This window comes from Bradyrhizobium algeriense (assembly GCF_036924595.1).
In the GTDB taxonomy this organism is placed as follows: Bacteria; Pseudomonadota; Alphaproteobacteria; order Rhizobiales; family Xanthobacteraceae; genus Bradyrhizobium; species Bradyrhizobium algeriense.
Genome location: NZ_JAZHRV010000001.1, coordinates 4,059,034 through 4,082,620, shown reverse-complemented (window position 1 = coordinate 4,082,620; position 23,587 = coordinate 4,059,034). Strand labels below are relative to the sequence as shown.

General features: G+C 61.8%; 26 protein-coding genes. 10 read left to right on the top strand and 16 right to left on the bottom strand.

Annotation, left to right across the window (positions count from 1 at the left end; all coding sequences use genetic code 11):
- Positions 1-43 precede the first annotated feature (43 nt).
- Positions 44-1,540 carry an ABC transporter substrate-binding protein gene (locus tag V1286_RS19895; RefSeq protein ID WP_334481915.1) on the top strand — a complete coding sequence of 499 codons (1,497 nt, stop codon included), beginning with the start codon at positions 44-46 and terminating at the stop codon, positions 1,538-1,540.
- A 97-nt stretch (positions 1,541-1,637) separates the two neighbouring features.
- Here the strand turns inward: V1286_RS19895 and V1286_RS19890 are convergent, their stop codons facing one another.
- Positions 1,638-1,796 (bottom strand): hypothetical protein, encoded by a 159-nt coding sequence (locus V1286_RS19890; protein WP_334481913.1) that lies wholly within the window; start codon positions 1,794-1,796, stop codon positions 1,638-1,640.
- Between the two features lie 325 nt (positions 1,797-2,121).
- On the opposite strand from V1286_RS19890, the gene V1286_RS19885 reads away from it, so the two are divergent.
- From V1286_RS19885 to V1286_RS19870, 4 genes are all read left to right on the top strand, one after another.
- The gene (locus V1286_RS19885; RefSeq protein ID WP_108512901.1) at positions 2,122-2,451 is read left to right on the top strand and encodes a hypothetical protein; all 330 of its coding nucleotides are present in this window, start codon (positions 2,122-2,124) and stop codon (positions 2,449-2,451) included.
- Between the two features lie 324 nt (positions 2,452-2,775).
- Entirely contained in the window at positions 2,776-2,856 is an 81-nt protein-coding gene (pqqA, locus tag V1286_RS19880; RefSeq protein WP_108512900.1) for a pyrroloquinoline quinone precursor peptide PqqA, read from the top strand.
- Positions 2,857-3,153: 297 nt separating this feature from the next.
- The gene (locus tag V1286_RS19875; RefSeq protein WP_334481910.1) at positions 3,154-4,026 is read left to right on the top strand and encodes a hypothetical protein; all 873 of its coding nucleotides are present in this window, start codon (positions 3,154-3,156) and stop codon (positions 4,024-4,026) included.
- A gap of 110 nt (positions 4,027-4,136) precedes the next feature.
- Positions 4,137-4,373: a hypothetical protein gene (locus V1286_RS19870; protein ID WP_108512898.1), complete on the top strand. Its 237-nt coding sequence runs from the start codon at positions 4,137-4,139 to the stop codon at positions 4,371-4,373.
- Between the two features lie 21 nt (positions 4,374-4,394).
- On the opposite strand, the gene V1286_RS19865 is transcribed toward V1286_RS19870, so the two are convergent.
- The 5 genes from V1286_RS19865 to V1286_RS19845 are packed head-to-tail and all read right to left on the bottom strand — an operon-like array spanning position 4,395 to position 8,029.
- On the bottom strand, positions 4,395-4,739 hold the full coding sequence (locus tag V1286_RS19865; protein WP_108513433.1) for a hypothetical protein: 345 nt from the start codon (positions 4,737-4,739) through the stop codon (positions 4,395-4,397).
- 34 nt (positions 4,740-4,773) lie between these two features.
- A complete protein-coding gene (locus V1286_RS19860; RefSeq protein ID WP_334481908.1) occupies positions 4,774-5,568 on the bottom strand; it encodes a pentapeptide repeat-containing protein in 795 nt (264 codons plus the stop codon).
- A 47-nt stretch (positions 5,569-5,615) separates the two neighbouring features.
- On the bottom strand, positions 5,616-6,344 hold the full coding sequence (locus tag V1286_RS19855; protein WP_334481906.1) for an ABC transporter ATP-binding protein: 729 nt from the start codon (positions 6,342-6,344) through the stop codon (positions 5,616-5,618).
- Entirely contained in the window at positions 6,334-7,071 is a 738-nt protein-coding gene (locus tag V1286_RS19850; RefSeq protein WP_108512895.1) for an ABC transporter permease, read from the bottom strand. Before V1286_RS19850 ends, V1286_RS19855 begins: the two co-directional genes overlap by 11 nt.
- Position 7,072: 1 nt before the next feature.
- On the bottom strand, positions 7,073-8,029 hold the full coding sequence (locus V1286_RS19845; RefSeq protein WP_334489781.1) for an ABC transporter substrate-binding protein: 957 nt from the start codon (positions 8,027-8,029) through the stop codon (positions 7,073-7,075).
- Between the two features lie 104 nt (positions 8,030-8,133).
- Between V1286_RS19845 and V1286_RS19840 the strand changes: the two genes are divergently transcribed.
- A complete protein-coding gene (locus tag V1286_RS19840; protein ID WP_108512894.1) occupies positions 8,134-8,493 on the top strand; it encodes a hypothetical protein in 360 nt (119 codons plus the stop codon).
- A gap of 21 nt (positions 8,494-8,514) precedes the next feature.
- Here the strand turns inward: V1286_RS19840 and V1286_RS19835 are convergent, their stop codons facing one another.
- Positions 8,515-9,333 (bottom strand): quinoprotein dehydrogenase-associated SoxYZ-like carrier, encoded by an 819-nt coding sequence (locus V1286_RS19835; RefSeq protein ID WP_334481903.1) that lies wholly within the window; start codon positions 9,331-9,333, stop codon positions 8,515-8,517.
- A 56-nt stretch (positions 9,334-9,389) separates the two neighbouring features.
- Positions 9,390-10,313 carry a quinoprotein relay system zinc metallohydrolase 2 gene (locus tag V1286_RS19830; RefSeq protein WP_334481901.1) on the bottom strand — a complete coding sequence of 308 codons (924 nt, stop codon included), beginning with the start codon at positions 10,311-10,313 and terminating at the stop codon, positions 9,390-9,392.
- Positions 10,314-10,523: 210 nt separating this feature from the next.
- Here V1286_RS19830 and V1286_RS19825 point away from each other — a divergent pair, with 210 nt between their 5' ends.
- Together V1286_RS19825 and V1286_RS19820 are read left to right on the top strand one after the other, a co-directional pair.
- Positions 10,524-11,408 (top strand): substrate-binding domain-containing protein, encoded by an 885-nt coding sequence (locus V1286_RS19825; RefSeq protein ID WP_334481899.1) that lies wholly within the window; start codon positions 10,524-10,526, stop codon positions 11,406-11,408.
- Positions 11,405-11,980 carry a PQQ-dependent catabolism-associated CXXCW motif protein gene (locus V1286_RS19820; protein WP_334481898.1) on the top strand — a complete coding sequence of 192 codons (576 nt, stop codon included), beginning with the start codon at positions 11,405-11,407 and terminating at the stop codon, positions 11,978-11,980. Before V1286_RS19825 ends, V1286_RS19820 begins: the two co-directional genes overlap by 4 nt.
- A 132-nt stretch (positions 11,981-12,112) precedes the next feature.
- Here V1286_RS19820 and V1286_RS19815 read toward each other — a convergent pair whose 3' ends face one another.
- The 7 genes from V1286_RS19815 to V1286_RS19785 form a co-directional block, all read right to left on the bottom strand.
- A complete protein-coding gene (locus V1286_RS19815; RefSeq protein ID WP_334481896.1) occupies positions 12,113-12,721 on the bottom strand; it encodes a hypothetical protein in 609 nt (202 codons plus the stop codon).
- On the bottom strand, positions 12,718-13,566 hold the full coding sequence (locus V1286_RS19810) for an ABC transporter permease (RefSeq protein WP_334481895.1): 849 nt from the start codon (positions 13,564-13,566) through the stop codon (positions 12,718-12,720). Before V1286_RS19810 ends, V1286_RS19815 begins: the two co-directional genes overlap by 4 nt.
- Complete coding sequence (locus tag V1286_RS19805) at positions 13,563-14,384, bottom strand: ABC transporter ATP-binding protein (protein ID WP_417021164.1); 822 nt, start codon at positions 14,382-14,384, stop codon at positions 13,563-13,565. Before V1286_RS19805 ends, V1286_RS19810 begins: the two co-directional genes overlap by 4 nt.
- Positions 14,381-15,352 carry a YVTN family beta-propeller repeat protein gene (locus V1286_RS19800; protein WP_334489775.1) on the bottom strand — a complete coding sequence of 324 codons (972 nt, stop codon included), beginning with the start codon at positions 15,350-15,352 and terminating at the stop codon, positions 14,381-14,383. The genes V1286_RS19805 and V1286_RS19800 overlap by 4 nt, the downstream gene beginning before the upstream one ends.
- Positions 15,353-15,369: 17 nt before the next feature.
- Complete coding sequence (locus V1286_RS19795) at positions 15,370-16,551, bottom strand: ABC transporter substrate-binding protein (protein ID WP_334481893.1); 1,182 nt, start codon at positions 16,549-16,551, stop codon at positions 15,370-15,372.
- A gap of 107 nt (positions 16,552-16,658) precedes the next feature.
- Positions 16,659-17,504: an S-formylglutathione hydrolase gene (gene fghA / locus V1286_RS19790; RefSeq protein ID WP_334481891.1), complete on the bottom strand. Its 846-nt coding sequence runs from the start codon at positions 17,502-17,504 to the stop codon at positions 16,659-16,661.
- Positions 17,505-17,537: 33 nt separating this feature from the next.
- Positions 17,538-18,158: a response regulator transcription factor gene (locus V1286_RS19785; protein WP_108512885.1), complete on the bottom strand. Its 621-nt coding sequence runs from the start codon at positions 18,156-18,158 to the stop codon at positions 17,538-17,540.
- A gap of 185 nt (positions 18,159-18,343) precedes the next feature.
- Here V1286_RS19785 and V1286_RS19780 point away from each other — a divergent pair, with 185 nt between their 5' ends.
- Together V1286_RS19780 and V1286_RS19775 are read left to right on the top strand one after the other, a co-directional pair.
- A complete protein-coding gene (locus V1286_RS19780; protein WP_334481889.1) occupies positions 18,344-19,696 on the top strand; it encodes an ATP-binding protein in 1,353 nt (450 codons plus the stop codon).
- Between the two features lie 177 nt (positions 19,697-19,873).
- Positions 19,874-22,318 (top strand): TonB-dependent receptor, encoded by a 2,445-nt coding sequence (locus tag V1286_RS19775; RefSeq protein WP_417021163.1) that lies wholly within the window; start codon positions 19,874-19,876, stop codon positions 22,316-22,318.
- A gap of 103 nt (positions 22,319-22,421) precedes the next feature.
- Here the strand turns inward: V1286_RS19775 and V1286_RS19770 are convergent, their stop codons facing one another.
- A complete protein-coding gene (locus tag V1286_RS19770; protein WP_334481888.1) occupies positions 22,422-23,390 on the bottom strand; it encodes a helix-turn-helix domain-containing protein in 969 nt (322 codons plus the stop codon).
- Positions 23,391-23,587 lie beyond the last annotated feature (197 nt).

The following is a 23,587-nucleotide window of genomic DNA, read 5'->3' as shown; positions in this document are numbered from 1 at the left end:
ACTGGCTTAGTCTGGTCACGCGATATGTCAGGGGAGCAAGCGAATGTTCAGGAAGCTAGCCGTTTTTGCACTTATCGCCGCGTTCGCCGCAACGCCGCTGCCGAGCCTCGCGCAGGGCAAGAAGGACAGCGTCGTCATAGGCATGGGGCTGGAGCCGCCGGGGCTCGATCCCACCAACGCGGCGGCTGCGGCGATCGCCGAGGTCACGCTCTATAACCTCTATGAGACGTTGACCAAGATCAACGAGGACGGTTCGGTATCGCCGCTGCTCGCCGAGAGCTGGCAGGCGTCGGCCGACCTGAAGACCTATACGTTCAAGCTTCGCAAGGGCGTCAAATTCCATAACGGCGAGCCGTTCGATTCCGCGGCGGTAAAGTTCTCCTATGATCGCAACGCGGTGCCGACCAGCACCAATAAGGACAAGAGCCTCTACCAGGCGTTTGAGCAGGTCACCGCGCCCGATGCGGAGACGATCGTGGTCGCGCTCAAATATTCCGAACCGAACCTGCCGTTCCTGCTCGGTCAGGCGGGTGGCTCGATCGTCGAGCCGAAGAGCGCGCCGACCAATGCGACGCAGCCGGTCGGCACCGGACCCTATACGCTCGGCGCCTGGGCCAAGGGATCGTCGATCACCCTGAGCAAATGGCCGGATTATCGCAACGCCGCCGCGATCAAGCTTTCCAAGGTGACCATCCGCTTCATCAGCGATCCCTCAGCGCAGGTCGCGGCGCTCCTGTCGGGCGACATCGACGCATTTCCGCGCGCCGCAGTGGCGCGCAGCGTGGCGCAGTTCAAGGCCGATCCGCGCTTCAACGTGTTGATCGGCGGCTCCAAGGCCAAGACCATCGTCGGCATCAACGAACGGAAGAAGCCGCTCGATGATGTGCGGGTTCGCCGCGCCATTCTCGCTGCCATCGATCGCAAGGCGATGATCGACGGCGCCGTTGATGGCTTTGGCGCGCCAATCGGCAGCTTCTATACGCCGGGATCGCTAGGCTATGTCGACACGACAGGCATCAATCCCTACGACCCCGAAAAGGCCAAGAAGCTGCTGGCGGAAGCCGGCGTGAAGACGCCGCTTGAGCTCAGCCTCAAGCTGCCGCCGCCGCCCTACGCGCGGCAGGGCGGCGAAGTCCTCGCAGCCCAGCTCGCCAAGGTCGGCATCATCGCCAAGATCGAGAACGTCGAATGGGCGCAGTGGCTGTCGCAGGTGTTTGCCGGCAACGGTCCGCATAACTTCGATCTCACCATCGTCTCGCATGTCGAGCCGTTCGATCTCGTGAAGATAACCGAGTCCGATTACTATCTCGGCTATAACAACGAGGCCTTCAACGCGCTTTACCAGCAGATCAGGGCAACACCGGCCGAGGCCGAGCGCGCCAAACTGCTTGGCGACGCACAGCGCATGCTGGCGACCGACGCGGTCGCCGGCTTCCTGTTCCAGCCGCAATGGATCACCATCGCGAACAAGAAGCTGAAGGGCGTGTGGAAGGAAGTCCCGCAATTCGAGAACGACTTCTCCGCCTGGTCCTGGGATTAGCCGGCTGGGATTAACCGCGGCGGGCACGAGCCTGCCGCGGCTTTGGCTTCCATCGCACGGCTGATGCCGTGCGGCTGAACCGCGGCGCTGCTTGAGTTCACTCGGTCGGTGTCGTCGTGTCGCGGACAGCGCGGCGGCGCTGGATCACATTGCGCAGCCGTGGCGTTGCACCGTCGTCGCCGATCATCCCGACGGAACATGCGGGCAGGTGCTGGATCGTGGCCTGCTCCCGCGCTTGTCGATCGGCACGTTGCAATTGTCGATCCGTTGCTCGTCCATCCACTTCTTGCCCATGCGCTCTTTTCCGGTCAGTGACGGCCCGTTGGCGGGATCAGCGGTCTCGGCCTTTGGTGCGGTTTGGTCAGGCTGCCTGTCCTGCGCAAAGGCCCCCGACGCAAAGCACACCGCGAAAAGAAAACTGATCAACCCTCGGTGAATCGGTTCCATCGACTGTCCTCACCAAAAACCCGGACGTCAGATTAAACATGCCGAGATTCGCGTAGCCACCCGGAACCTGCAGGCAGCGGGTCGGTTGCCTCTCATCATGTCGAGCGTACTTCACGAGAACAGGAGTGAGACAGATGAAAATGAAACAGCTCATGATTGCTGGTTGCTCCGTCCTGGTTTTGAGCACCGGCGCAGCATTGGCTGGTCCCTGTGATACGAGCCGTGCCGCCAACTTGAAGGATGCAGGCTCCGGACCGGCCAAGATGGGCGACAGCCAGACCACGGGTATGGCCAGCAGCACCGATCGACATCCGCCGACCGAAACGATGAATCAAAAGACCGGAGACGTTGCGGCGTCTTCGCAGGATACGCAGCGGCAGATGCAGGGCGAACCAACGGCGGCACAGCAGGCCGAAGGCGCCAAAGCGGACAGCAAGACCGCAGACGCAGACAAGGATTGCTGAGGGCGTGTAGCTGAGGCGGTGTCGGATTGTCGGCGCTTCGGCCGGCGCTCCGACATCCCCGAGGTGTCCGACTGCAACAGACAGTTTTTGCAGGCGAACCGAATTCGCCAATAGTGACCGACGCGACGTATACGTCGATTCGTCGCTTTCGCTCCTTCGCCTTGTCCAAGAGTGAAGTGGCTTTGCCCAAGAGGGAAGTTTCCGGCGTCAGATGCGCCGGGATGCCGTCAATGTCTGATGTTCCGAGCTTGCGCTACGTTCGAGGTCAACCTAGTTTTGGTGCCGGCACGAATGTCGTGCCAGCACTGCTTGGGAGAAACCCTGATGAGTTGGAAAACTCCGAAGATTGTGGAAGTGCCGGTGGGCATGGAAATCAACATGTACGCCTGCGCGGCGCGTCAATAGACGCGTCGAAACGGTCTGCCCGGCTCCGACAACTGCTTGTTGCTGCGGGCCGGGCAAGCTGTACGATTCCAAGCTGTATGATCCCTGGAAGTTCTCCACTGCCTGCAGCAAGAGCAGGGCGCGGATCCTGCCAAAGTGGACGGGACCCCCTTGTAGACGGCCGCCGGAAGGCGATCCGGTCCTGATTCCTCTCTCCCACATGTTCGCATGGCTCGCCCACGGTCCCCGCACCATGCTAAGGGTATGTTCTCGGCTGACGCCGCCGGAGTTACCCGTTTCAACCCCATGACCCGCTGAATGCGAATATCTACGCGTGCAAAGGCCTTCCAGGCGGCGGTCGTATCTCTTGCAGCGCTGCTGCCGGCCTGCGCCCACGCCGAGGGCATCGATACCGAGCATCTGTTCGGCTTCATGATCGGTACCGATGTCGGCAATGTCGGCGAACGGGAGTTTCAAAGCGAGACGACCGGCCGCTTCGGCAGGAACGGCGGGCGTTATCGGGCCGTCGGTCAGGAGTTCGAGCTTGAGTTTGTGCCGGTCCAGAATTTTCGAATCGAGATCGGGAGCGCGTTTGCGTCACATCTGATCAATGGCGTACCAGGTCTTGACGACCAGCGCCGGATGTCGTGGCAGGGCGGGTCCGTCGATTTGCGCTACCGCTTTCTCGATCGGGAAACGGCCCCATTCGGACTCACTTTCGCGACGGAAGCGCATGCTCATCGGATTGATGAGACAACGGCAGAAAGGGTCCGGAGCTTCGGAACGGAATTCAGGCTGGCGTTCGACCGGGAGCTCGTGCCGAACCGCGTCGTCGCGGCGTTCAACCTGATCTACGAACCGGAGTGGACGCGCCTTGTCGGCAGTGGAGTGATGGAGCGGGAATCCACCGCAGGTGCGGCGCTTGGGCTAATGGCGCAGTTGCATCCCGGTTTCCTGTTGGGCGGGGAAGCGCGTTACCTGCGGAAATATGAGGGGATCGGCCTGGAGGAACTGGCAGGACAGGCATTGTTTGTCGGTCCGACCGCTTATTTCCAGTTGTCGAAACGCTCGCGGCTTACCGCAAGCTGGAGCGTTCAGGCGTGGGGGCGTCCGGCCGGGTCAATTGCCAGCCTTGATCTCGTCAATTTCGAACGCCATCAGGCGCGGCTGGTATTTGGCGTTAACTTTTAGGGTTGAGGCGCGGCCGGGTTCCGGCTTTTCACGGGGTAGTGAAACTTTACGCCGCCCGTTACCGTAGCTTTTGCGTTATCCATTCGGGAGCAATTCAAGGGATATCGAGCATGACCCCGATAGATTTGATCGTGACCGTCTGTGCGGTGCTCTCGCCGGCCACCTGCGAGGAAACCCATCTGGTGTTTTCTTCAGATGTTTCGTTGCGGCAATGTGCCATGGCCGCGCAGCCCTACATCGCCCAGTGGGTGGGCGAACACCCGAAATGGACCGCGGTCAAATGGCGTTGCGAATACCCCCGCAACAACCAAAAGGCTTCTGGAGAGGCCGTGTGGTCTCTCGGCTGAATATTCGTCCAGTCGTAGCGGCTACTTGTTGCAGTCTTTCAAATCCTTGTCTGCGACCGAAAACACGGCATCAGCCTTGATTTCAATGTCGCGAACGAAGCAGTGCTTTGCGCCGCGATAGCCGACCTTGGCGTCATAGCGTCCCGGCTGTACCCCCGTGATGCGCAGGCGCTCGTCGTGATCAACTTCCTTGTCCTTGTCGTTCAGGGTCTGGTTGGGGCCCCAGTCGCTCTTTCCGGCCGGGGAAAGCTGAAACTCCGAAATAGTCGCGGTGGTCAGATTCCACAATCGGATGCCTTTTCCTTGCGCGGCCAGTTCATTGACGCTCGCTGACAACAGCGCCACCAAAGCCAGGATCCATCGCATCGGGCAGTCCTTCATCAGGGAATGTCTAGAGCAGTCATTGCTTTATCAGGCGGTCTCGATTTTTTGCTTTATCGAAGTTTTTCGCCCGGTCGAGGCCGATTGGGGCGATCAACCTGGCTGAATCGAGATCGGCACCATCGAAATCGGTATCGATGACGGTGATGCCGGTCAAGTCGGCTCCCCCAAGCTGGGCTCCCTTGAGAGAAGCGCCCGTGAGGTCGCTACCCTTCAGCGCGGCAAATTCGAGATCGACGCGGGACAGGTCGGCGCCGCGCGCATTCAGCCGTTCCAGATTGGCGGATTTCAGTATTGCGCGCATCAGGCCCATCGACTGGTTACGCATGTCGGCGCCCAAATTCGCGTCCGCGATCGAGGCTCCGACGAGGCTCGCGCCGGTGAGATCGGCGGCGATGCGCGAGCCTGAGAGATCGGCGCCGTCGAGGCGGGCGCGAGGCATCTGCGAGGCGAACAGGTTTGCGCCCTTCAGGCTTGCGCCAGTCAGGTCCGCCTCCAGCAGCCATGCCTGGTCGAGGATGGCACGGTCGAGCCTGGCGCCGGCGAGCCTTGTCTTGTTGAGCCGTGCCGCGCGGAAAATTGCGCCGGACAAATTGAGCCCGGAGAGGTCGAGGCCGGATAATCTCTTTCCCGTGAAATCGGCGGGCGCGACGGTGGTCGCCGCAGCGAGCGCTGCCTCGACCTCGGCGCGGGTCATTTCGGCAGAGACCATGTCGGGCGACGACAGGTCCACATGACGCATCATGTCCTGCGCCGTTGCCGTTATGGTCAGAAGCGCGAGACCGAGCGTTGCGATTCCGATCGAGCGTTTCATCTCCAACCCCGTCGGTGCTGCATGTTAGCACCGGTCTCTGGCAATGCCTATGAGGCATCCCGCTCGGCGGGAGCGCCGTTGATCCGCCGCATGACGTCCAACTTGATCGCGGCGATCTCGGCGTCGCCGCGCTTGCTGCGCGGTGTGCGGATAGGCAGCTGGGCGAGAATCCGAGCCGGTCGCGGCGAGAGCAGGAACAGGCGGTCGCCCAGACGAACCGCGTCGTCCACGTCATGGGTGACCAGCAGCGTTATCATGGAACGGCCGTCCATCAACATGGCAATCTCATCGCGCAGACGGGCGGCGAGGGCGGCATCGAGCGAGGCCAGTGGTTCGTCGAGAATGAGGAACTCCGGCTCGACGGCGAACGCACGGGCGAGCGCAACGCGCCGGGCTAGACCTAGCGATAGTTCGCCGGGAAAGTGATTACGATGCGCTTTCAGTTCGAGAGTTTCGAAGAGGGCTGAAAGCTTCGCTTCATCGGCCAGGGGCGCAGCAAGCCGCACATTTTCTTCGACCGACCGCCAGGGCAGCAGCCGTGGCTCCTGAAAGACGAAGCCTACTCGTGCGCCAGCGGGGCGCGAGACGCGCCCTTGAAATTCGTGGTCGAGGCCGGCGAGAATCCTGAGCATCGTACTCTTGCCGCAGCCGGATGGACCGACAAGGACGCCTACCTCTCCGGCATCAAGCGCGAAGGCCACGCCGGCGATCACGTCGTGCTGCTCGCCCGCCGCGTTCTTGAACGTCTTGCTGGCGATATCGACCTCAAGCCGCACGGGGACGCCACCGGGATAACCGGGCCTCAAACGGCTGCACCAATACGGTTTCAATGAGGAGCACGACCACAGCGAAGCTCAGTGAATAGGCCAGCAATAGCGGAATGTCGAACAGCTGGAACGCCACGCCAATCTCGAAACCAACCCCGTTCGGACGTCCGAGTAACTCCGCAACAAGGACGATCTTCCAGACCAGGGAAAGTCCTGATCGTGCGGCGGCTGCAATGTAGGGCGACAGTTGCGGCAAAATAACGTGCCGGAATTTCTTCCAGCGCGACAACGCAAATACGGTCGCCATTTCGTCGAGCGCCGCATCGAGGGCGCGCGCCCCCTCGCGCAGCGTAACGACGGCCGTCGGGAGCTTGTTGATGGCGATTGCCGCAATTGCGGCGACTTCAGTCAATCCAGCCCAGATGTAGGCGAGCACGATGACCACGAGCGCCGGCAGATTGAGCAGCAGGATCAGCCAGGGGTCGCCCAGCCGGTCGGCAAGCCGTACCCGGCCCATCAAATATCCAATCGCGGCGCCCAACGACATCGCCAGCGTGAAGGCGAGCGCAACGCGCGCCAATGTCACGCCGAGATGGAAGAACAAATTACCCGATCTTGCTTCCGCAATCATGACCGCGAGCACGGTGGGGGGAGGTGGCAGTTTCGCATCACCGGCAAGCAGCGAGCCGATCCACCAGGTTGCGAGGAGCACGGCAAATGACAGCAGGCGCGGCACCTCAGCCTCCCGGGATCGCGTGATAGAATGTTCCGGAATCGAGCTCAGGCGCCGGCCCGACAAGTTCGCGGCCGCCGATTTCAGCCAGCACGCGGTAGAGAATGCGCGCGTCGGCTTCTTCGTCGGCGACCGGGCGACGCGGAATTCCTTCCCGATAGCGATCGCGATAGGCGCGCAACGTTGCAGCGTCGGGAGCACCGGTTAGAGGCACAATTTTCTCCCATTCCGCATCCGAGGTCGACAGGATCTCTTTCGCCGCGCGGGTGATGGCGATGAAGCGGGCAAGCTTGTCCTGGTTTGCGTTCGCCCATTTTTCGTCGAAGACGTAGCCGATCATCGCGGTGCGGCCCTTGGCGCCGAGTTTCGGCAGCAGATCCTCAATGCCGGCAATGCGGCGGAAGCCCTTTGCTTCCAGTGCGGCGCAGAAATTCCAGTAGTTCAGGGTCGCATCCATTTCGCCGCTGAGCGTCTTCGCAGCCAGCAGCGGTGGCGCGCCGTAGGCGATTGTCGCCTCCGACTTCAGGTCGATTCCCCCTTGCTTCAACCACGCCAGCAGCAGCAGCCAGCTCTTGTCGATCGGGCCACCAGCGACGGCGAGCTTGCGGCCCTTGAGATCGGCCAGGGTCTGGATCGGTGATGGGGCAGGTACCATCACGGCGCCGAGCGCGCTCGAATAAGGATAGAATGTCAGCTTGGCGCCAAGCCCGCGTTCGCGCGATACCCAAAGCCAATCGGTGACCACAATGTCGGCGTTCCCGGCGCGAAGCGCGATCTTGCCCGCCTCGGGGCTCGCCAGTTCGAGAACCTGGACCGAAAGGTTGGCCCGCTTGTCGAGGCCATGCGCACGGATGACAGCGAGTTCCCAGGCGAATGTTCCGGTCTTCTGCACCGCAACGCGCAAAACCTCGGCGCTGCAGCACGTGCCGAGCGAGACTGAAACAATCGCAGCGAGCAGCATGCGAACAAAAAACTTCATGGCGCCTTGAGCCGTTTCCTCGAACATCCGCTTTTCTGTGGGACAGTCATAGCATAGCTTCCACAATTACTAGCGGGAGGAAGACGATGACCCTTGTCGGATTGGTACGACCTATTGTCGCCGTGTCGACGGCGCTGTTGACGATGACAGCGGTCACGCGCGCCCAGGACTTCAACGATTATCCGACGTCGACGCGCGTCGAATACGCGTTTGGCTGCTTGAAAGCGAACGGCGAGAGCCGGCAGTCGATCGAGCAATGCTCCTGTTCGATCGACGTTATCGCTTCGCTCGTGCCCTATGATCGCTATGTCACGGCCGAAACCGTGCTCAGCCTGTCGCAGGTGCGGGGCGATATGGGCGGCCCGTTCCGCACGTCGGAGCAGGCGGCAAATGCGCTCAACGAACTCAGGCGGGCCCAGGCCGAAGCGGAAGTGCGCTGTTTCTGAGGCGCTGCACGCGGCCCTGCGTCACATCCCGGAATCGTCGATCTTCCATTCGCGCTGGAAGACATGTCCCTCGGTATCCTTGGCCTCGGCGCGGAAGCGCTTCGCGCCATTCGAGACATAGGTGAACCTGATATTGGGATCCTCCGAAATTGAAATGCCGCCTTCCATCGTCAACACCAGGCTGTCGTCCTGCCAGAGACGCAGTTCGTTGACGAAGAATGCCGGCACATACAATTGCGTGACCTGGTCCATCTGCAGGCCGGAATTGTTGGGATGCCCGATCATGATCTGGGCCTCGCGCGCGCCGCTGGCGGGGCCTTCGCCGGTTTTTGCGAACTGCCGGTAGCGCATCTGGCCGAGCCTGCCTTTGGCTTCATCGGCGTTCTTGGCGGCAGGCGCCGAGCAGCCGCCGGATGCCTTTACATAGGTCTTGGTCATGTACAGTTTGCCGTCGCTGAGTTCGGCCACCGCATGAACATCGGTGTAATTGTTAACGCGGACGCGGGTGGAGATCTCAGACACCTTGGCGTCCGGCCCGAGCTGGAATTTGGCCGCCATCGGCGCAGGGTTCTGGTCGATGACCAGCGTAATGCTCAGCACCTGCCTGCTGTCGCCGGGCGACAGCTTCGTTCGCAAGGTCACCGGGACGATTGCAGCATCCTCGGCACGGGTGGGCATTTCGATGCCGATCACGTCGTTGCCATCGTTCATCGGGCGGTTGTTGAAGATGTCTTGCGCCAGGCCGGGCCAAGGGTCATTCGCCTCGGCGGCAAGCGCCAGCGGCGCGCCAAACAGCAGCAGGCCAGCGACACCGAACAGGCGGACGAAAGATCCGGGCATGCACCACCTTCACAGGGATGAAAGCAACGAAAGGGCAATATAGGGCAATGCGCCTGCTATTCCCATTCAATTTCCGAAAATGCTGCGGTTGCGTTGCGGGTGTTGAAGTCGTCGAACAATTCCCATCGGGATCGCTCGGAGCCCGCTGCCGTGCCTGCCGCCGCAATCGGCTCGCCGCGAGCGACGAGCCCGCGTATGTCTGCGGCCAGTGTTTGGAGATAGCGGCGCTCGTCGGCGAGGGCGGCCGGCCATCCGCTCACAGGGCCGTGACCGGGAACCACGCGTAGCGCAGGCAGGGCGCCGAGTTCGCCGAGTACGCCCAGCCAGCCGCGGATGCTGCCGTCCAGCACGGGCGTGTGGGCCAGAAACACCAGATCGCCCGCAAACAGGGTTCCGGATTTTTCATCGAGCACTGTGAGATCGCAATCGCTATGCGCAGCAGGCCACGCCCGCAGGACGAGGGTTCGTGCGCCAAGATCCAGCTTCAGCGTGCCGCTGACGAGCAGCGTTGGCGGCACAATGCGTATCTCGTCGATCAGCTCGTCGCCCATGGTACGGCGAAATGCATCGAGATAGAATTGTCCGCGCGTGGCCAGGGCGCGTGGCAGGTTCGCGTGGCCGACAAAGGTCGTTTCGTTCTGCACGAAAGCGCCGTTGCCGAAAAAATGATCGGGGTGGCCATGCGTATTGATAACGTACCGGATCGGCTTGTCGGTCCGGGCACGAATAGCTGCCATCAATCGTCGTCCCTCGCGGACGCTGCCGCCGGTATCGATCACCGCGACTGCATCCTCTCCAACGATGAAACCGACATTGGCGATCGCACCGTCGTTCTCACGTGTCATCTGCGCGGTTCGGCCGTTGTGAACGAATACGCCATCCGCAATGGAGTTGACGGGCAACTCCTGTTGCTGCGCGCGCGAAGTTGTCATCGTAGCGAGCATCGCGAGCGCAGTCAGGATCCATGCGGCATGAGCCATATTTGGGCCTCGGCAATTCCATGTTTCATCGCAGCGACGTTTGCGTCGCAGCACAGGCGGCGAGTCCGCTACGGGGATTATTCCTGTTGCGCGCTCCAATTGACAAGCATAGCATTTTGCTCATCTGCGGCTTCAACGGAACTTGGTTCGTCGAGGTTGCCGATATTCTTCTGAAGCAACCATGGTGGACCGGAAGTGCAGCAACTTTCGATGACATATGCCGGACAAAGGCGCTGGCTGGCGATCGCAATATTGGCGATCCTCGCCATACTCATCGGGCGCGACTGCGCGCGTGCGCAGATCAAGGAAACCGGCGATCTGTCGATCGAGCTCGTCGATCCCAAGGTGTTGCGCGTCTGCGCCGACCCGCACAATCTGCCGTTCTCCAACGACAAGGGCGAGGGATTTGAGAACAAGCTCGCCGAGCTGTTCGCCGAGAAGCTGAACAAGAAGCTGGACTACATGTACTTCCCGCAGGCGACCGGATTCGTCCGGATGACGCTTGGGGCCCATCGTTGCGACGTCATCATGGGCTTTCCGCAAGGCGACGACCTGGTCCAGGGTACCAATCCCTACTACCGCACCGCCTATGCACTGGTCGCCAAGAAGGGCAGCGGCCTCGAGGACGTTGCGACGCTGGAAGACGAGCGCCTGAAAGGCAAGCATATCGGCATCGTGGCCGGCACGCCGCCTGGCACGAACATGGCAGTCAACGGCCTGATGGCGAATGCCAAACCCTATCAGTTGATGGTCGATACGCGTATCGACTCGTCAGCGGAGGCCATGATCGGTGACCTGATGGCGGGCAAGATTGACGCCGGCATCCTGTGGGGGCCGATGGCGGGCTTCCATGCGAAGAATGCGAACCCGCCGCTCCATGTCACGCCTCTCGTGAAGGAAAAGACCGGCCCGCGACTGGCCTTCCGCATCGGCTTGGGGGTGCGGGCGGCTGACCAGAACTGGAAGCGGCAGCTCAACCGCCTGATCCAGGAGAACCAGCCCGCCATCAACAAGATATTGCTGGACTACGGCGTTCCCTTGCTCGACGACAACGACCGGCCGATCGGCGCAGAGACCGCAACGAAAGCGCCATGAAGGAAGCGCTCGCAGGCCTGATCCTTGCGGCACTCACATTCATCTTTTCGACATCAGCGCAGGAAAAACCTCCCGAGCCCGACGGGTATCGCATGGAAGACTATCGTGCGCCGGTTCCCGCAACCCTTGCCGGCGCGCGTGTTCTGGCAACAGCTGAGGCCGAGGCGATCTGGCGAACCAAGGCGGGCGTATTCATCGACGTCATGCCGCGCGCGCCGAAACCGCCAAACCTTCCTGAAGGAACGGTCTGGCGCGACCAGCCGCGGCTCAACATTCCTGGCAGCGTGTGGCTGCCCGATACCGGCTACGGAAAGCTGGCGGCTGTGACGGAAGACTACCTGCGGCGCGGGCTCGTCCGCGCGACGGCGGGCAACAAGACCGCGCTGGTGGTGATTTACTGCCTGGCCGATTGCTGGATGTCCTGGAACGCGGCAAAGCGAATCCTGACCTTCGGCTACTCCAACGTTGCGTGGTACCCCGAAGGAACGGATGGTTGGGAGCGGGCCGGCCTGGCTCTGACGGAGTCGCAACCGGAACCGCGGGCAGGTGGGGCGACGCCGTCGCCGCACTAGAGCGGGACACAAAATCGCGAAAACAACCCCATGCAAAGTAGAATGGCCCCGGCGGTCGCGGCCCTCAAGCCGCTTGGGTCGGGGGCACGAGAGGGTCCGTCACGGCCCAGCCCAATCTCATTCCGCCAGCGACTATTCGATTTCCTGCTGAATCGTTCGTCCGAGCGCGAACAGCCGCTGGTCGATCGCCGTCGGCACCTCGCAGACGAATTTGATGACGCGCTGCCGGTCCTCGAAGATGCGCGTCTGCCAAACAAGCTGATTGCCGAGGTCGTCGATCTTGGCCTGGTCGGGCGGTGTTTCGCCCTGCAACGCATGCAAGGCAAGCGTGTCGCTGCGGATTTTCTCCGCCGCCTCGCGCTGCTTGCGGGTGACGCGTTCCAGCCCGTTCAGAACCTGGGAGCGTTGAGCATTGAGGGAGTCGAACAGGCCGGCAAACAGCAGCTTTCCGCTTCCGGTCTTGTCGGCCGCACCGTTCAGATATTCCGCAATCGCCTTCTGCGCTTCCTCGAGCGGGGTCCGCCGTGCCGCCAGCTTCGCGACCAGCGCGCTGACCTTGGCATCGTCTTTCCATTTGCCGGAGACGTCGTCGAGCGGCGGGCCTGCCCACACCGCTGCGAGAGAAATCTCCGGTACTTTGGCCTGGGTACACGGCCAGTCCGGATAGCGCGGATCGGCATGGGCGACGCCGATCGTCGCCGTAACGGCAAGCCATGCTGCGATCGCGGTCCGATATTTCATGTCTCGCCTCCGGCCGGCCCGCGGCGGATCAGGCCGCGCGATGGATCGTAGGCGAGGATTGCGCCGACCATGAAGGCAATCGTGCAGCCCCCTACGACCGCGAGCGCAATCCAGTTGATCTGTCCGTACAGCGCAAAACGTATCAGCTCCACGGCATGCGTGAACGGATTGAACAGGCAGACATAATAGAGCATCGGGCTGCTCTCCAGGATACGCCACAGCGGATAGAGCGCTGAAGAAGCGAAGAACATCGGAAAGATGACAAAGTTCATCACGCCCGCAAAATTCTCAAGCTGCTTGATGCCGGAGGAGATCAGCATCCCCAGCGCGCCGAGCATCAGGCCTGATAGCACCAGCGCCGGCAGCACGGTCAGATAGCCGGCCGGCGGCGGCGCGATATCCCAGAACCAGGCAATCAGCAGGAAGGCATACACCTGGAGCAGCGAGACCGCGGTTCCCGCCAGAAGTTTGCAGGACAGGAGAAACCATCGCGGCAGCGGGCTCACCAGCAAGGTGCGCATATTGCCCGTCTCGCGGTCGTAGACCATGGAGAGCGAGGACTGCATGCCGTTGAAGAGCTGGATCATCGCCATCAGGCCGGGCGCGATGTAGACCTCGTACAGGATGTAGGTTTCGTAGGGCGGGATGATGGAGAGACCGAGCACCTGACGGAAGCCGGCGGCGAAGATGAACAGCCATACCAAAGGCCGCACCAGCGCCGAGATGAAGCGTTCGCGCTGATGGAGGAAGCGAAGCGCCTCGCGCCAAACGATGCCGTTGAGGCAGGTGAAATACTCGGCGAGCGAGAAGCCGCTCCTGACTGGCCTTATGGTTGCGGAAGTCATGATGTCGGGCTCCCGCTCTGCGCGGTGGAGCCGGTCAGCCGCATGAATGCCGTGTTGATATCGCTGCCGCCGGCATCGGCGATGACCTGCGCGACTTTGCCCTGGGCCAGTACCCGGCCCTGATGCAGGACAACGAGATCATCGTTCGAACCGATCTCGTCGAACAGATGGGTTGCCCACAGCACGCTTATTCCCTGTTCGGTAACGAGCTGGCGGACGTGGTTGAGGATGTCGGCGCGGGCCTTGACGTCGAGGCCGACGGTTGCCTCGTCGAGCAGCAGCAGGCGCGGGCGGTGCAGCAGCGCGCGGGCGATTTCCAGTCGTCGCATCTGGCCGCCGGAGAGGTCGCGCACCTTGCTGCCGTCGCGGTCGGCGAGGCCGATGCGCGCCAGCACCTCGCGGCTTCGTTCGCGGGCATCGCGCCTGGCGATGCCGTGCAAGGCGGCGTGATAGAGCAGGTTCTGCGTCACCGAGAGGTCGAGATCGAGCGTGCGGGGCTGAAAGACCACGCCGAGCAGCCGCAATGCTTCGCCGGGCGCTTGTGCGACGTCATGGCCGAAAATGCCGATATGTCCGCGCTGGATTCCGAACAGCCGCGTGATCAACGAGAACAGGGTGCTCTTGCCGGCGCCGTTCAGGCCGAGCAGCGCGGTGAAGCTTGCCGGTGCGACGGTGAAGCCAATGTCGATCAGTGCCTGCCGCGCGCCATAGGAATGGCTGACGCCGTCGATCGACAACGCAGGAATCTCCGCGGCGTCCAGCCGGGAAGGGATGTCCCGCTTATCGTGACCGGCGGAAAGTGCGTCAGTGGCCATCATGGCTGTGCAATCGTGATACCCCAGGGCAACTCGCCGACCTGGATCGTCTTGATGACTTTTTGCGCGGCAACGTCAATCACCGAGACGTCGTTCGACACGCCATTGGTAACCATCAGATATTTCTCGTCCGGGGTGAATGCCATGTGCCACACCCGCTGACCCACCAGCAGATACTTCGTGACCTTGTGGCTGGCGGCATCCACAACTGCGATGCGATTGGCAGGGCCGAGCGCGACGAAAGCGGTCTTGCCGTCTTTGGTCATGCCGATGCCGACCGGCTGGATGGCTTCGCTCCGCAGGCCTGGAATGTTGAAGGTGATCTTGTCCGTCACCACCCGCTTGACCGGATCGATGATCGAAACGGTGCCGCCGATTTCCGACGACACCCACACTTCGGAATTGTCACGCTTGAACTCGGCGAAGCGCGGGCGCGCATCGACCAAAACGTTGGCGACGATCTGGCGCGTCGTGGTGTCGATGAAATGCGCCATGTTGGTCGTCTCGGACGTATTGATCAGGATTTTACCGTCCGGACTGATCGCCATGCCCTCCGGCTCGACGCCGACCTGGATTTCGCCGAGACGGGCGCGCTTCTCGACGTCGATGATCGTCACTGTATTGTCGTTTTCGTTGGCGACGTAGAGCATCTTGCCGTCAGCATCGAGGGCGAACAGTTCGGGGTCCGGACCGGAGGGCAGAGTATCGACGACCTCCTGCTTCGCAACGTCGATGACCTGAATGCTGTCGTCGTCGCCGACGGCCACGAATACAAACTTTCCGTCCCTCGTGAACTCAATGCCGCGCGGCCGCTGGCCGACCTTGATGGTCTTGGTAACGGTCCAACTGTCCGTATCGATCACGGTTACGGTGTTGCTCTTCTCGTTCGACACATAGGCGATGAAGGCCGAGGCGGGGGCCGCCGTCGCGAGCAGGAAAGCCATTCCGGAAAGCAGGCAATAACGCCACATACGCAATCTATCCTCCTTCATTGCAGCCTGCATTTGGTTTCGGGCCGATCGCCGCCAAGCGTATCGAGCTCCGACACCTGGTGCAAAAATCCTTCCTGCGGCGAAACCGAAACCACCATGCGTCCATCGACCAGCAGGATTGGCTGACGAAGCTGCAGGTTCCAGTCCCGCAGCGTCAGCCGCCGGCCCTTGAACGCCGCAATGGAAAAGTCGGGCCCTTTAAGGAACGCCGATACCGCCTTTGGGTCGCCAGACTTCGTGCGCGACGCCGCTTCGCCGATCATACGCGCGGCCGTCCAAGCCTGCATGTCCAGTGCGGTCATGTGTCGCGAGTTTAATTTTGCAAACCGGTTCTGGATCTGGATCGCGCCCCACTGATCCTGTGCGGCGTGCCAACTGGTTGGAACCAACCCCGCTGAGCCGGCAACCGGCCGCGGATCCCAGGTGCGGTAGGGCAGGTAGGATGCGAACACCTCACTCTCATCCGCCGCAACGAGGACGTCATAGGCCGGCGCCTGCTGGGTGAATACCGGCATTTGCCGCTGGATCAAGGTGACGCCGCTATCGGTACGACGCGCGCCGCCGGTATCTTCGAAGGTTCGCTCCTGAACGATCTTGGCGCCGAAGCGCGTCGCTGCGCGGCGCAATGCGTCGGCGTACAGCCTGTCCTGCTCATGCGAGCCGACAACGAATAGCCAGCGCTTCCATTGCTTCCATACCAGATACTGGGCGAGCGCATCCGCCAGCATCGAGCGCGTCGGCGCGACGTGAATTACGTTGGCGCGACAGTCCTGCTCGCGCAACCGGTCGTCGATCGCGCCGGCATTCAATAGCAGCGTCCCGCGATCGCGGAGCGCGTCGGCGGCCTTCAACAAATCGTCCGCCGAAAGGTCGGCAATGATGAAGCCGGTGCGCTCGGCGAGTGCTGCTGCGGCCTTCGCGACATCCTCACCATCCTTCAGCCGGACTTCCTCCAGCGTGAAATGCTGGTTGAGGAACTTGCCCGTGGTGTTGTTGTCCTCGATTGAAAGGCGCGCGCCGGCAAAACCGTCGTTTTCCGCCGGCAGTTCGACGAGTGATAATTTCGCTTTGACCCCGGCGCGGCCGAGATAGCCGATGCCGATCTCGATCGGATCGGCCGCGAGCACGGGATTGGCCGCGACGCTCAAGCCGATCGCAATGACCAACCATCGGAACATGGCTTCTCCCTGACAGGTCTTCTCGAATTCGCCGTATGGCGGACCGTTTGACCTGAACCATGACCGAATTGTTTTGGCTTGCAACCACAATTCTCTGTGGGGTGGCTTCAGCCCTTCAGGCGCTCCGCGTGCCAGCGCAGATGATCGGACATGAACGTGGAGATGAAGTAGTAACTGTGGTCATAGCCGGGCTGCCGGCGCAAGGTGAGGGGGATCCTGGCTTTCTCGCACGCGGCCTGCAGCAGCTCCGGGCGAAGCTGCTCGGTCAGAAACGGATCGGCATCGCCGTAGTCGACCAATAGATCGGACACTCTGGCGCCGTCCTCGATCAACGCCACGGTATCGTGCTTGCGCCATGCCTGCCTGATGTCGCCGAGATAGCCGCCGAGCGCCTTGATGCCCCACGGCACCTGCGAGGGCGCGACGATCGGCGCAAACGCGCTTGCCGCGCGATAGCGCCCGGGATGACGCAGCGCGACCGTCAGTGCGCCGTGACCACCCATGGAGTGGCCGAGGATGGATTGTCGATTGGGATCGACTGGAAAGTTCTCGGCGACCAGTTTCGGCAGCTCTTCCGTGATATAGCTCCACATGCGGTAATTGCGCGCGAACGGCTCCTGCGTCGCATCGACATAGAAGCCGGCGCCTAGCCCAAAGTCGTAGGCATTGGCGCGATCGCCGGGCACGCCTTCACCGCGCGGGCTGGTGTCGGGCGCAACGAAGATCAGTCCAAGCGCGGCGCAGGCGCTGCGGAATTCACCCTTTTCCGTGACGTTGGCGTGGGTGCAGGTCAGGCCGGAGAGATACCAGACCACCGGCAGCCTGGCGCCGGCGGTGTGCGGCGGGACATAGACCGAGAAAGTCATGTCGGTCCCGGTTTCGCGGCTGGCGTGTCGATAGACGCCCTGCGTTCCGCCGTATGACATGTTGAGCGAAACCGTCTGCATGGTCATGATCTCAAAACTCCTGCGCCGCGCGGCACGCGCTTACGCCACGCCGCTTTCAATTGCCAGCCGTACCAGTTCGGCGGAGGTTCGCACACCGAGCTTCTGGCGCATGATCGAGGACGTATTGGCAACCGTCTTGTACGAGGAATGAACCATCCACGCGATCTCGGAAAGGCTCTTGCCGGCGCTGAGCAGGCGCAAGATCTCCATCTCCCGCGAGGTGAGCCTGGAAAGCGGGCTGCGGGCGAATGCAGGACCGGCGAATGCGATGCTCCGGGCGATCGCGGAGGGCAGGTAGACCCCGCCCTTGCCGACTTCACGAATCGCCTCGACCAGATCCTGCGGATCGCCGGTCTTGGCGACATAACCCTTGGCGCCGATGTCGATGGCGCGCGCGGCGAAGACCGGATCGTCGTTCATGCTGAACATGATGATCCGAGCGGAAGCGGCGCGTGCAAGAATGCGCCGCGCCAGTTCGAACCCCGACACGGTCGGCAGGTTGATATCGATCACGCAGATGTCGGGGCGCTCAGTGACGAACACGCGTTCGCCGCTTTCAGCGTCGGCGGCCTCCAGCAGCACGACCTCCGGGTCGTCGGCAAATACGGTACGGCAGCCCGAAGCAACGATGGGATGGTCGTCGACGATCAGAACACGCATTGCATCGATCCCCGAACTGCTTCCGTTCCGTTGCTGCATCGCGTCAGGCCATACTGACGCCGGCGCGAGGTCGAATATGCAACACCCGCGAGATTACTGTACGCTTCAATCTGATCGTCGGTTTTTCGACTGTCAACGGTCCTCTCGAGGGAGGAACTGATTGCGACGCGATTGGGGCAAACCTCATGTGGCAGAAATTATCGTTGCGTGGGCGGATCAATTTGCTGCTGGCGTTGGGCCTGACGCTCGGTCTGGCCATCAATATCGCGCGGCTGGTGGTGGAGGCGGCACCCCGCGTGCGGGCCGAGGATCAAAGCGTGATACGGCTGGCGCGCGAATTCGTGGAGACGATCGTTCCCGGTCTCAACGAGGCACCGGACCCGGATGCGCGGCTGAACCAGATCGTTCGCGACCTCAGCCGGCTCCGGCACGTCAGTATCACGCGGCAGGGTGATACCTCCGCAGGCGAGCGCTCCGGTAACGGCGATGACCAACGCTCGCCGCCGGCCTGGTTCATCGCGCTCGTTCATCCGGAAACGACCGCCGTGAGCGTACCGATCACCATCCATGGAAAGCCGCAGTCGCTCGTGATCACGTCGCATCCGAACGATGAAATGGCCGAGATCTGGGACGGAATCATCACCCAGCTTGCGGTCAGTTCCGCCCTCGCCATCGCGCTCTTTCTGGTTACCATGATGGTGGTCGGCCGCGCGTTGGCGCCGCTGCAGGCACTTTCGCAGACCATGGCGAATATCGAGGCCGGGCAATATGGTTCACGCGTCGAGCCCGGCGGCGCGCCCGAACTGGCGGCGCTCTGTGCCAAGCTGAACCACCTTGCGGGCGTCCTCGGCGAGGCGATCGAGGACAAGCGCCGGCTCGCCGAACGCACGGTCTCGCTGCAGGATCTGGAGCGCAAGGAGATTGCGCGCGAGTTGCATGACGAATTCGGGCCCTATCTTTTCACGCTGCGCGCCCACGCCGGCGCCCTGATGCGGCTTTCGGAAGACGGGCGCTCGGTCGCTGCGGATGCACTGCGCAAGCATGGCACCGCCATCATGGAGCAGATCAATGCGCTCCAGCAATTCAATCGCAGGATACTGGAAAAGCTGCGGCCCGTCGGGCTGGCGGAGCTCGGATTGCGTGAGGCGCTCGGCGTGCTCTTGCGTTTGTGGCGTGAGTCGCGTCCCGACGTGACCATCGACGCGAACATTGCATGCGCGCCTGAAGCGACCGGAGAAGTCACCGACTTGACGGTTTACCGCATCGTTCAGGAAGCTCTCACGAATGCCTTCCGCCACGCCGACGCGACCTCCGTCAGCGTCACGGTCGAACAGGCCACGGGAATGCATGGAAATCGCGGCTGCGCTCTGGTGCGCGTCAGCGACAACGGGCGTGGTTTGGCGCCGGATCACAAGCACGGCTTCGGCCTGATCGGCATGCGCGAAAGAATATTGGCGCTGGGCGGAACGCTGAATGTCGTCTCTGGCCACGGAGGCGTAACGGTAGAGGCGGTCGTTCCCCATGGGTCGCACCATTGATGGATTCGACGCGCCGTTCGGGAATTTCTCCCGGTCTCTTCCGGGACGAATGCATTTCGGGAACCCGACCTTTTGCGGCTAGCGCGCGTCGTTGCCTTCTCACTAGTATCGTCCGCAACCTGACCGGCGGGACAATGCCGGAACGTAGTGGGTGGGGACAGAGTGGGGGTGGGGTACATGGGCACGCGTTTAGTGTTGGTCGGGACAATCTCGATGTGCCTCGTCCCCGGGAGTGACTGTGCTCAGGCCCAAACGGCGTCCCGCGATAGCGAAGTCTTGCCGGCCATCGAGGTAACTGCCCCAACGACATCAGCCAGACCAGCGACCCGACCAGCCCGCGGCAGTACTGCACCTCGAGCCACCCGAAATGTGCGCAGGGTCTATGTCTATCCGACCGCGCCGACGCCGACGGTCGGCTCGGGAATGGACGTCGACAAGGTGCCGGCAGCGGTCAACGCCGTTGGCGCCGGGCAGATCGCGCGCACGGGCTCGCTGAACATCGCGGACGCACTGCAACAACAGGTACCGGGTATCATCATCAGTGATACTACCGGCAATCCGTTCATGCCGGACATCCAGTTTCGCGGCTTCGTTGCATCGCCGGTCGCCGGTACCCCTCAGGGACTGGCAGTTTACCAGAACGGCGTGCGAATCAATGAGGCGTTCGGCGACACCGTCAATTGGGACTTGATCCCGACCGCGGCGATCAGGTCGGTCACCGTCGTGACCAATAACCCCGCATTCGGCCTTAATGCGCTGGGCGGCGCCGTCAACGTCCAGATGAAGGATGGATTCAACTATAAAGGTGCCGAAATCAACACGATGGGTGGCTCGTTCGGACGCATCCAGAGTTCGGCACAGTATGGCAAGCAGATCGACAATTTTTCCGTCTATGGTGCGCTCGAGGGAGTGCGTGACAACGGCTACCGCAATTTTTCGGAATCGGCTATCCGGCGCTTCTATGGCGATGTCGGCTACCGGACCGACAGCAGTGAATTTCACCTCAACGTGGGTGTCGCCAAGAACAATTTCGGCGCCTCTGCAGCGGTTCCGGTCGAATTGCTGCAGAAGTACTGGGGCGCGACCTATACGACGCCGCAGACTACGGACAACCGCGTTGCCTACGGCAATCTGACCGGAAAGGTCGAGGTCACACCTACCTGGACCATCGAAGGCTCGGCGCGCGTCCGCACGTTCCGGCAGAAGACGGTGGACGGAAACCCGACCGAGACGGCGCCATGTGCGGCCGATCCGGGGCTGCTTTGCTTCAACGAAGAAGACACCACGCCGGGAGCGCCGGCGAACGGGCTCAACGGAGTCCAGCTTGCAAATCCGTTCCCCACGGATGCGGTGCTGGGCCAGATCGACCGGACGACCACCCGTTCGACCACGACCGGGGCGACCCTGCAGGCAACCAACACCGACCAGTTGTTCGGACACAACAACCAGTTCATGGTTGGCACCAGTTTCGACTCCGGCGTTACCCGCTTCGGGGCCAGCGCGGAATTGGGCACGATAGGCTCAAATTACGTCGTCAGCGGCAGCGGCATATTCCTCGGCCGGTCCGGCGAACCCGTATCCATCGGCCCGGTCTCGCTTCGTGCCACCAACCGATACACCGGACTCTATGCGCTCGACACGTTCGACGTGACGGATGCGTTTTCAATCTCGGGCGGCGGCCGGTTCAACTATGCAAGCATCGTCCTTCAAGATCTGATCGGCACCGACCTCAACGGCAACCATACGTTCAGCCGCTTCAATCCGATGATCGGCGGCACCTACAAGATCACGCCTGAAATGACGGCCTATGCTGGATACTCCGAAGCCAATCGCGCACCGACCCCGCTGGAACTCGCATGCGCCGACCCTGCGCGCCCCTGTATCGCCGCAGCATTCCTGATCGCGGATCCGCCGCTGAAGCAGGTCGTGTCCCGCACCGTAGAGGCGGGTTTGCGCGGCACAAAGGAGCTGAATATCGGGACGCTTGGGTGGAAAGTCGGCGCGTTCCGCGCGACCAATGCTGATGACATCCTCGCAATCCCGAGCCCTGAGCTGCAGGGATTTGGCTATTTCCAGAACGTGGGCAGGACGCGGCGCCAGGGTATCGAGGCGCAGGTGAATCTGACGTCGAAGACGCTGCAACTATACGCCAGCTATGCCCTCGTGGATGCACGCTTCCTCGACGCCCTGCAGATCGGATCCAACAGCCCCTTCGCCGTTGACGACGTAGTCCAGATCCTGCCGGGCAACCGAATTCCAGCGATACCCCGCAACCGGGTCAAGTTCGGTATCGATTATTCGGTCACGGACGCCTTCAAGGTCGGGGGCGATGCGCTGTTCGTCGGCAGCCAGTATTTTGTCGGCGATGAATCCAACCAGGCAGCGAGGCTACCAGGGTATTCGGTCTTCAACCTGCACGCCTCATATCAGATCAACAAGACGTTTCAGATCTACGGCCGCGTCGACAATATTTTCGACAATCGCTATGCGACCTACGGGACGTTCTTTGATACTGGTGACGTGCCAAATTTCGCCAATGGCGGCGCGGAGTTCACGGACCCGCGCTCTGTCAGCCCGGCGCGGCCGCGGGCGTTCTATGCAGGGCTGAAGGCAACCTTCTAGCTAGGCCAGCGAAACGGATTGCAGTTTCCGTTGCCCGATGCAGGGGGAGGCAGCGCTGAGGCGCCGCAAAATATCGGCTTTCCGCAACCGTGACGTTCCGCTTTCAGGAAGCGCTGGGCGACGGATCGGCGCAATGCGCCTTGTGGATCGCCGAGGGTACGAAGCCAAAGTGCTTCCGGAACACGCGGCTGAAGTGCGACGAACTGGAAAAGCCCCACGAAAATGCGACATCCGTGATGGTCTTGCCGTGCTGCGTCTCCAGCTCCTGGCGGCAGTGCAGCAGCCGCGCCCGCCAGATATAATCGCTGACGGTCATGCCCTTGTCGCTGAACAGCATGTGCAGATAGCGCTTGGTGCAGCCCAATGCCGCCGAGATCTGGTCGATGCACAGCTCCGGGTCGCGCAAATGTTCGCGGATGAAGGCTTGCGCCCGGATGTACATCGCCTCGGGACCGACGCGATCGAACATCGTGTCGGCCTCGCGCAGCGGCAACAGCAGCAGATCGATGAGCGAATCAGCAACGCCGATGGCGTTGTAGGGCGACAGCCGGTTCGCTTCGTCGAACGCGGTGTGCACGAAGTCATAGGCGATGCGGCCGGTGCCGTTACGCGCCGAGAGCTTGCACGGCAGCATCTTCGCGGTGCGGAAGCCGCGCTCGTGAAGCAGTGCCTTTGGCACGATCACGACCTCGTGCCGGGTCAATGAGGGGCTGACGATCGTGTGCGGGCAGGAGACGTCATAGGCGAGGCAATCGCCGGGCATGATGTCGATGCGACGGCCGCTTTGTTCGAAATGCGAGATGCCGTAGGTCTGGAACAGTATCTTGACGTAGGGATGTTCGCTCAGTTTTGTGCCTGAAACCGTGTGCGCGATGCGATGCTGGCTCGCCTCGATCTGACACAGTTTCAGCTGCGAGACGGTTGTGTAATTTATCCGCGCCTCGAGCGAAGAACCCTCAAGTGGATCGACATCAAACTGGCCGCAGAGATCGGTCAGCGCATCTGACCAAGTTTGGATCTGCCTCTTCGGCGTTAACCCGGAAGTGCTGAGTGAACGAACTGTATCAGACATTGCCCAGCCACCAATTTGAGAACAGGCTACGACCTCCGCCAAAGCGTCGGTCAGATGGTCGTACCATTTGGCCCCAATTTAGGCAGTCGTCCGGGAAGTTGCGCAGATTCTTCCCAATATCCCTTTGACAATCCTCCAACTTAGTTTCAGCGGCGTCAAGGGAAACCTCGACCGAGGGCCGCGCAGGGAAGGTCGTG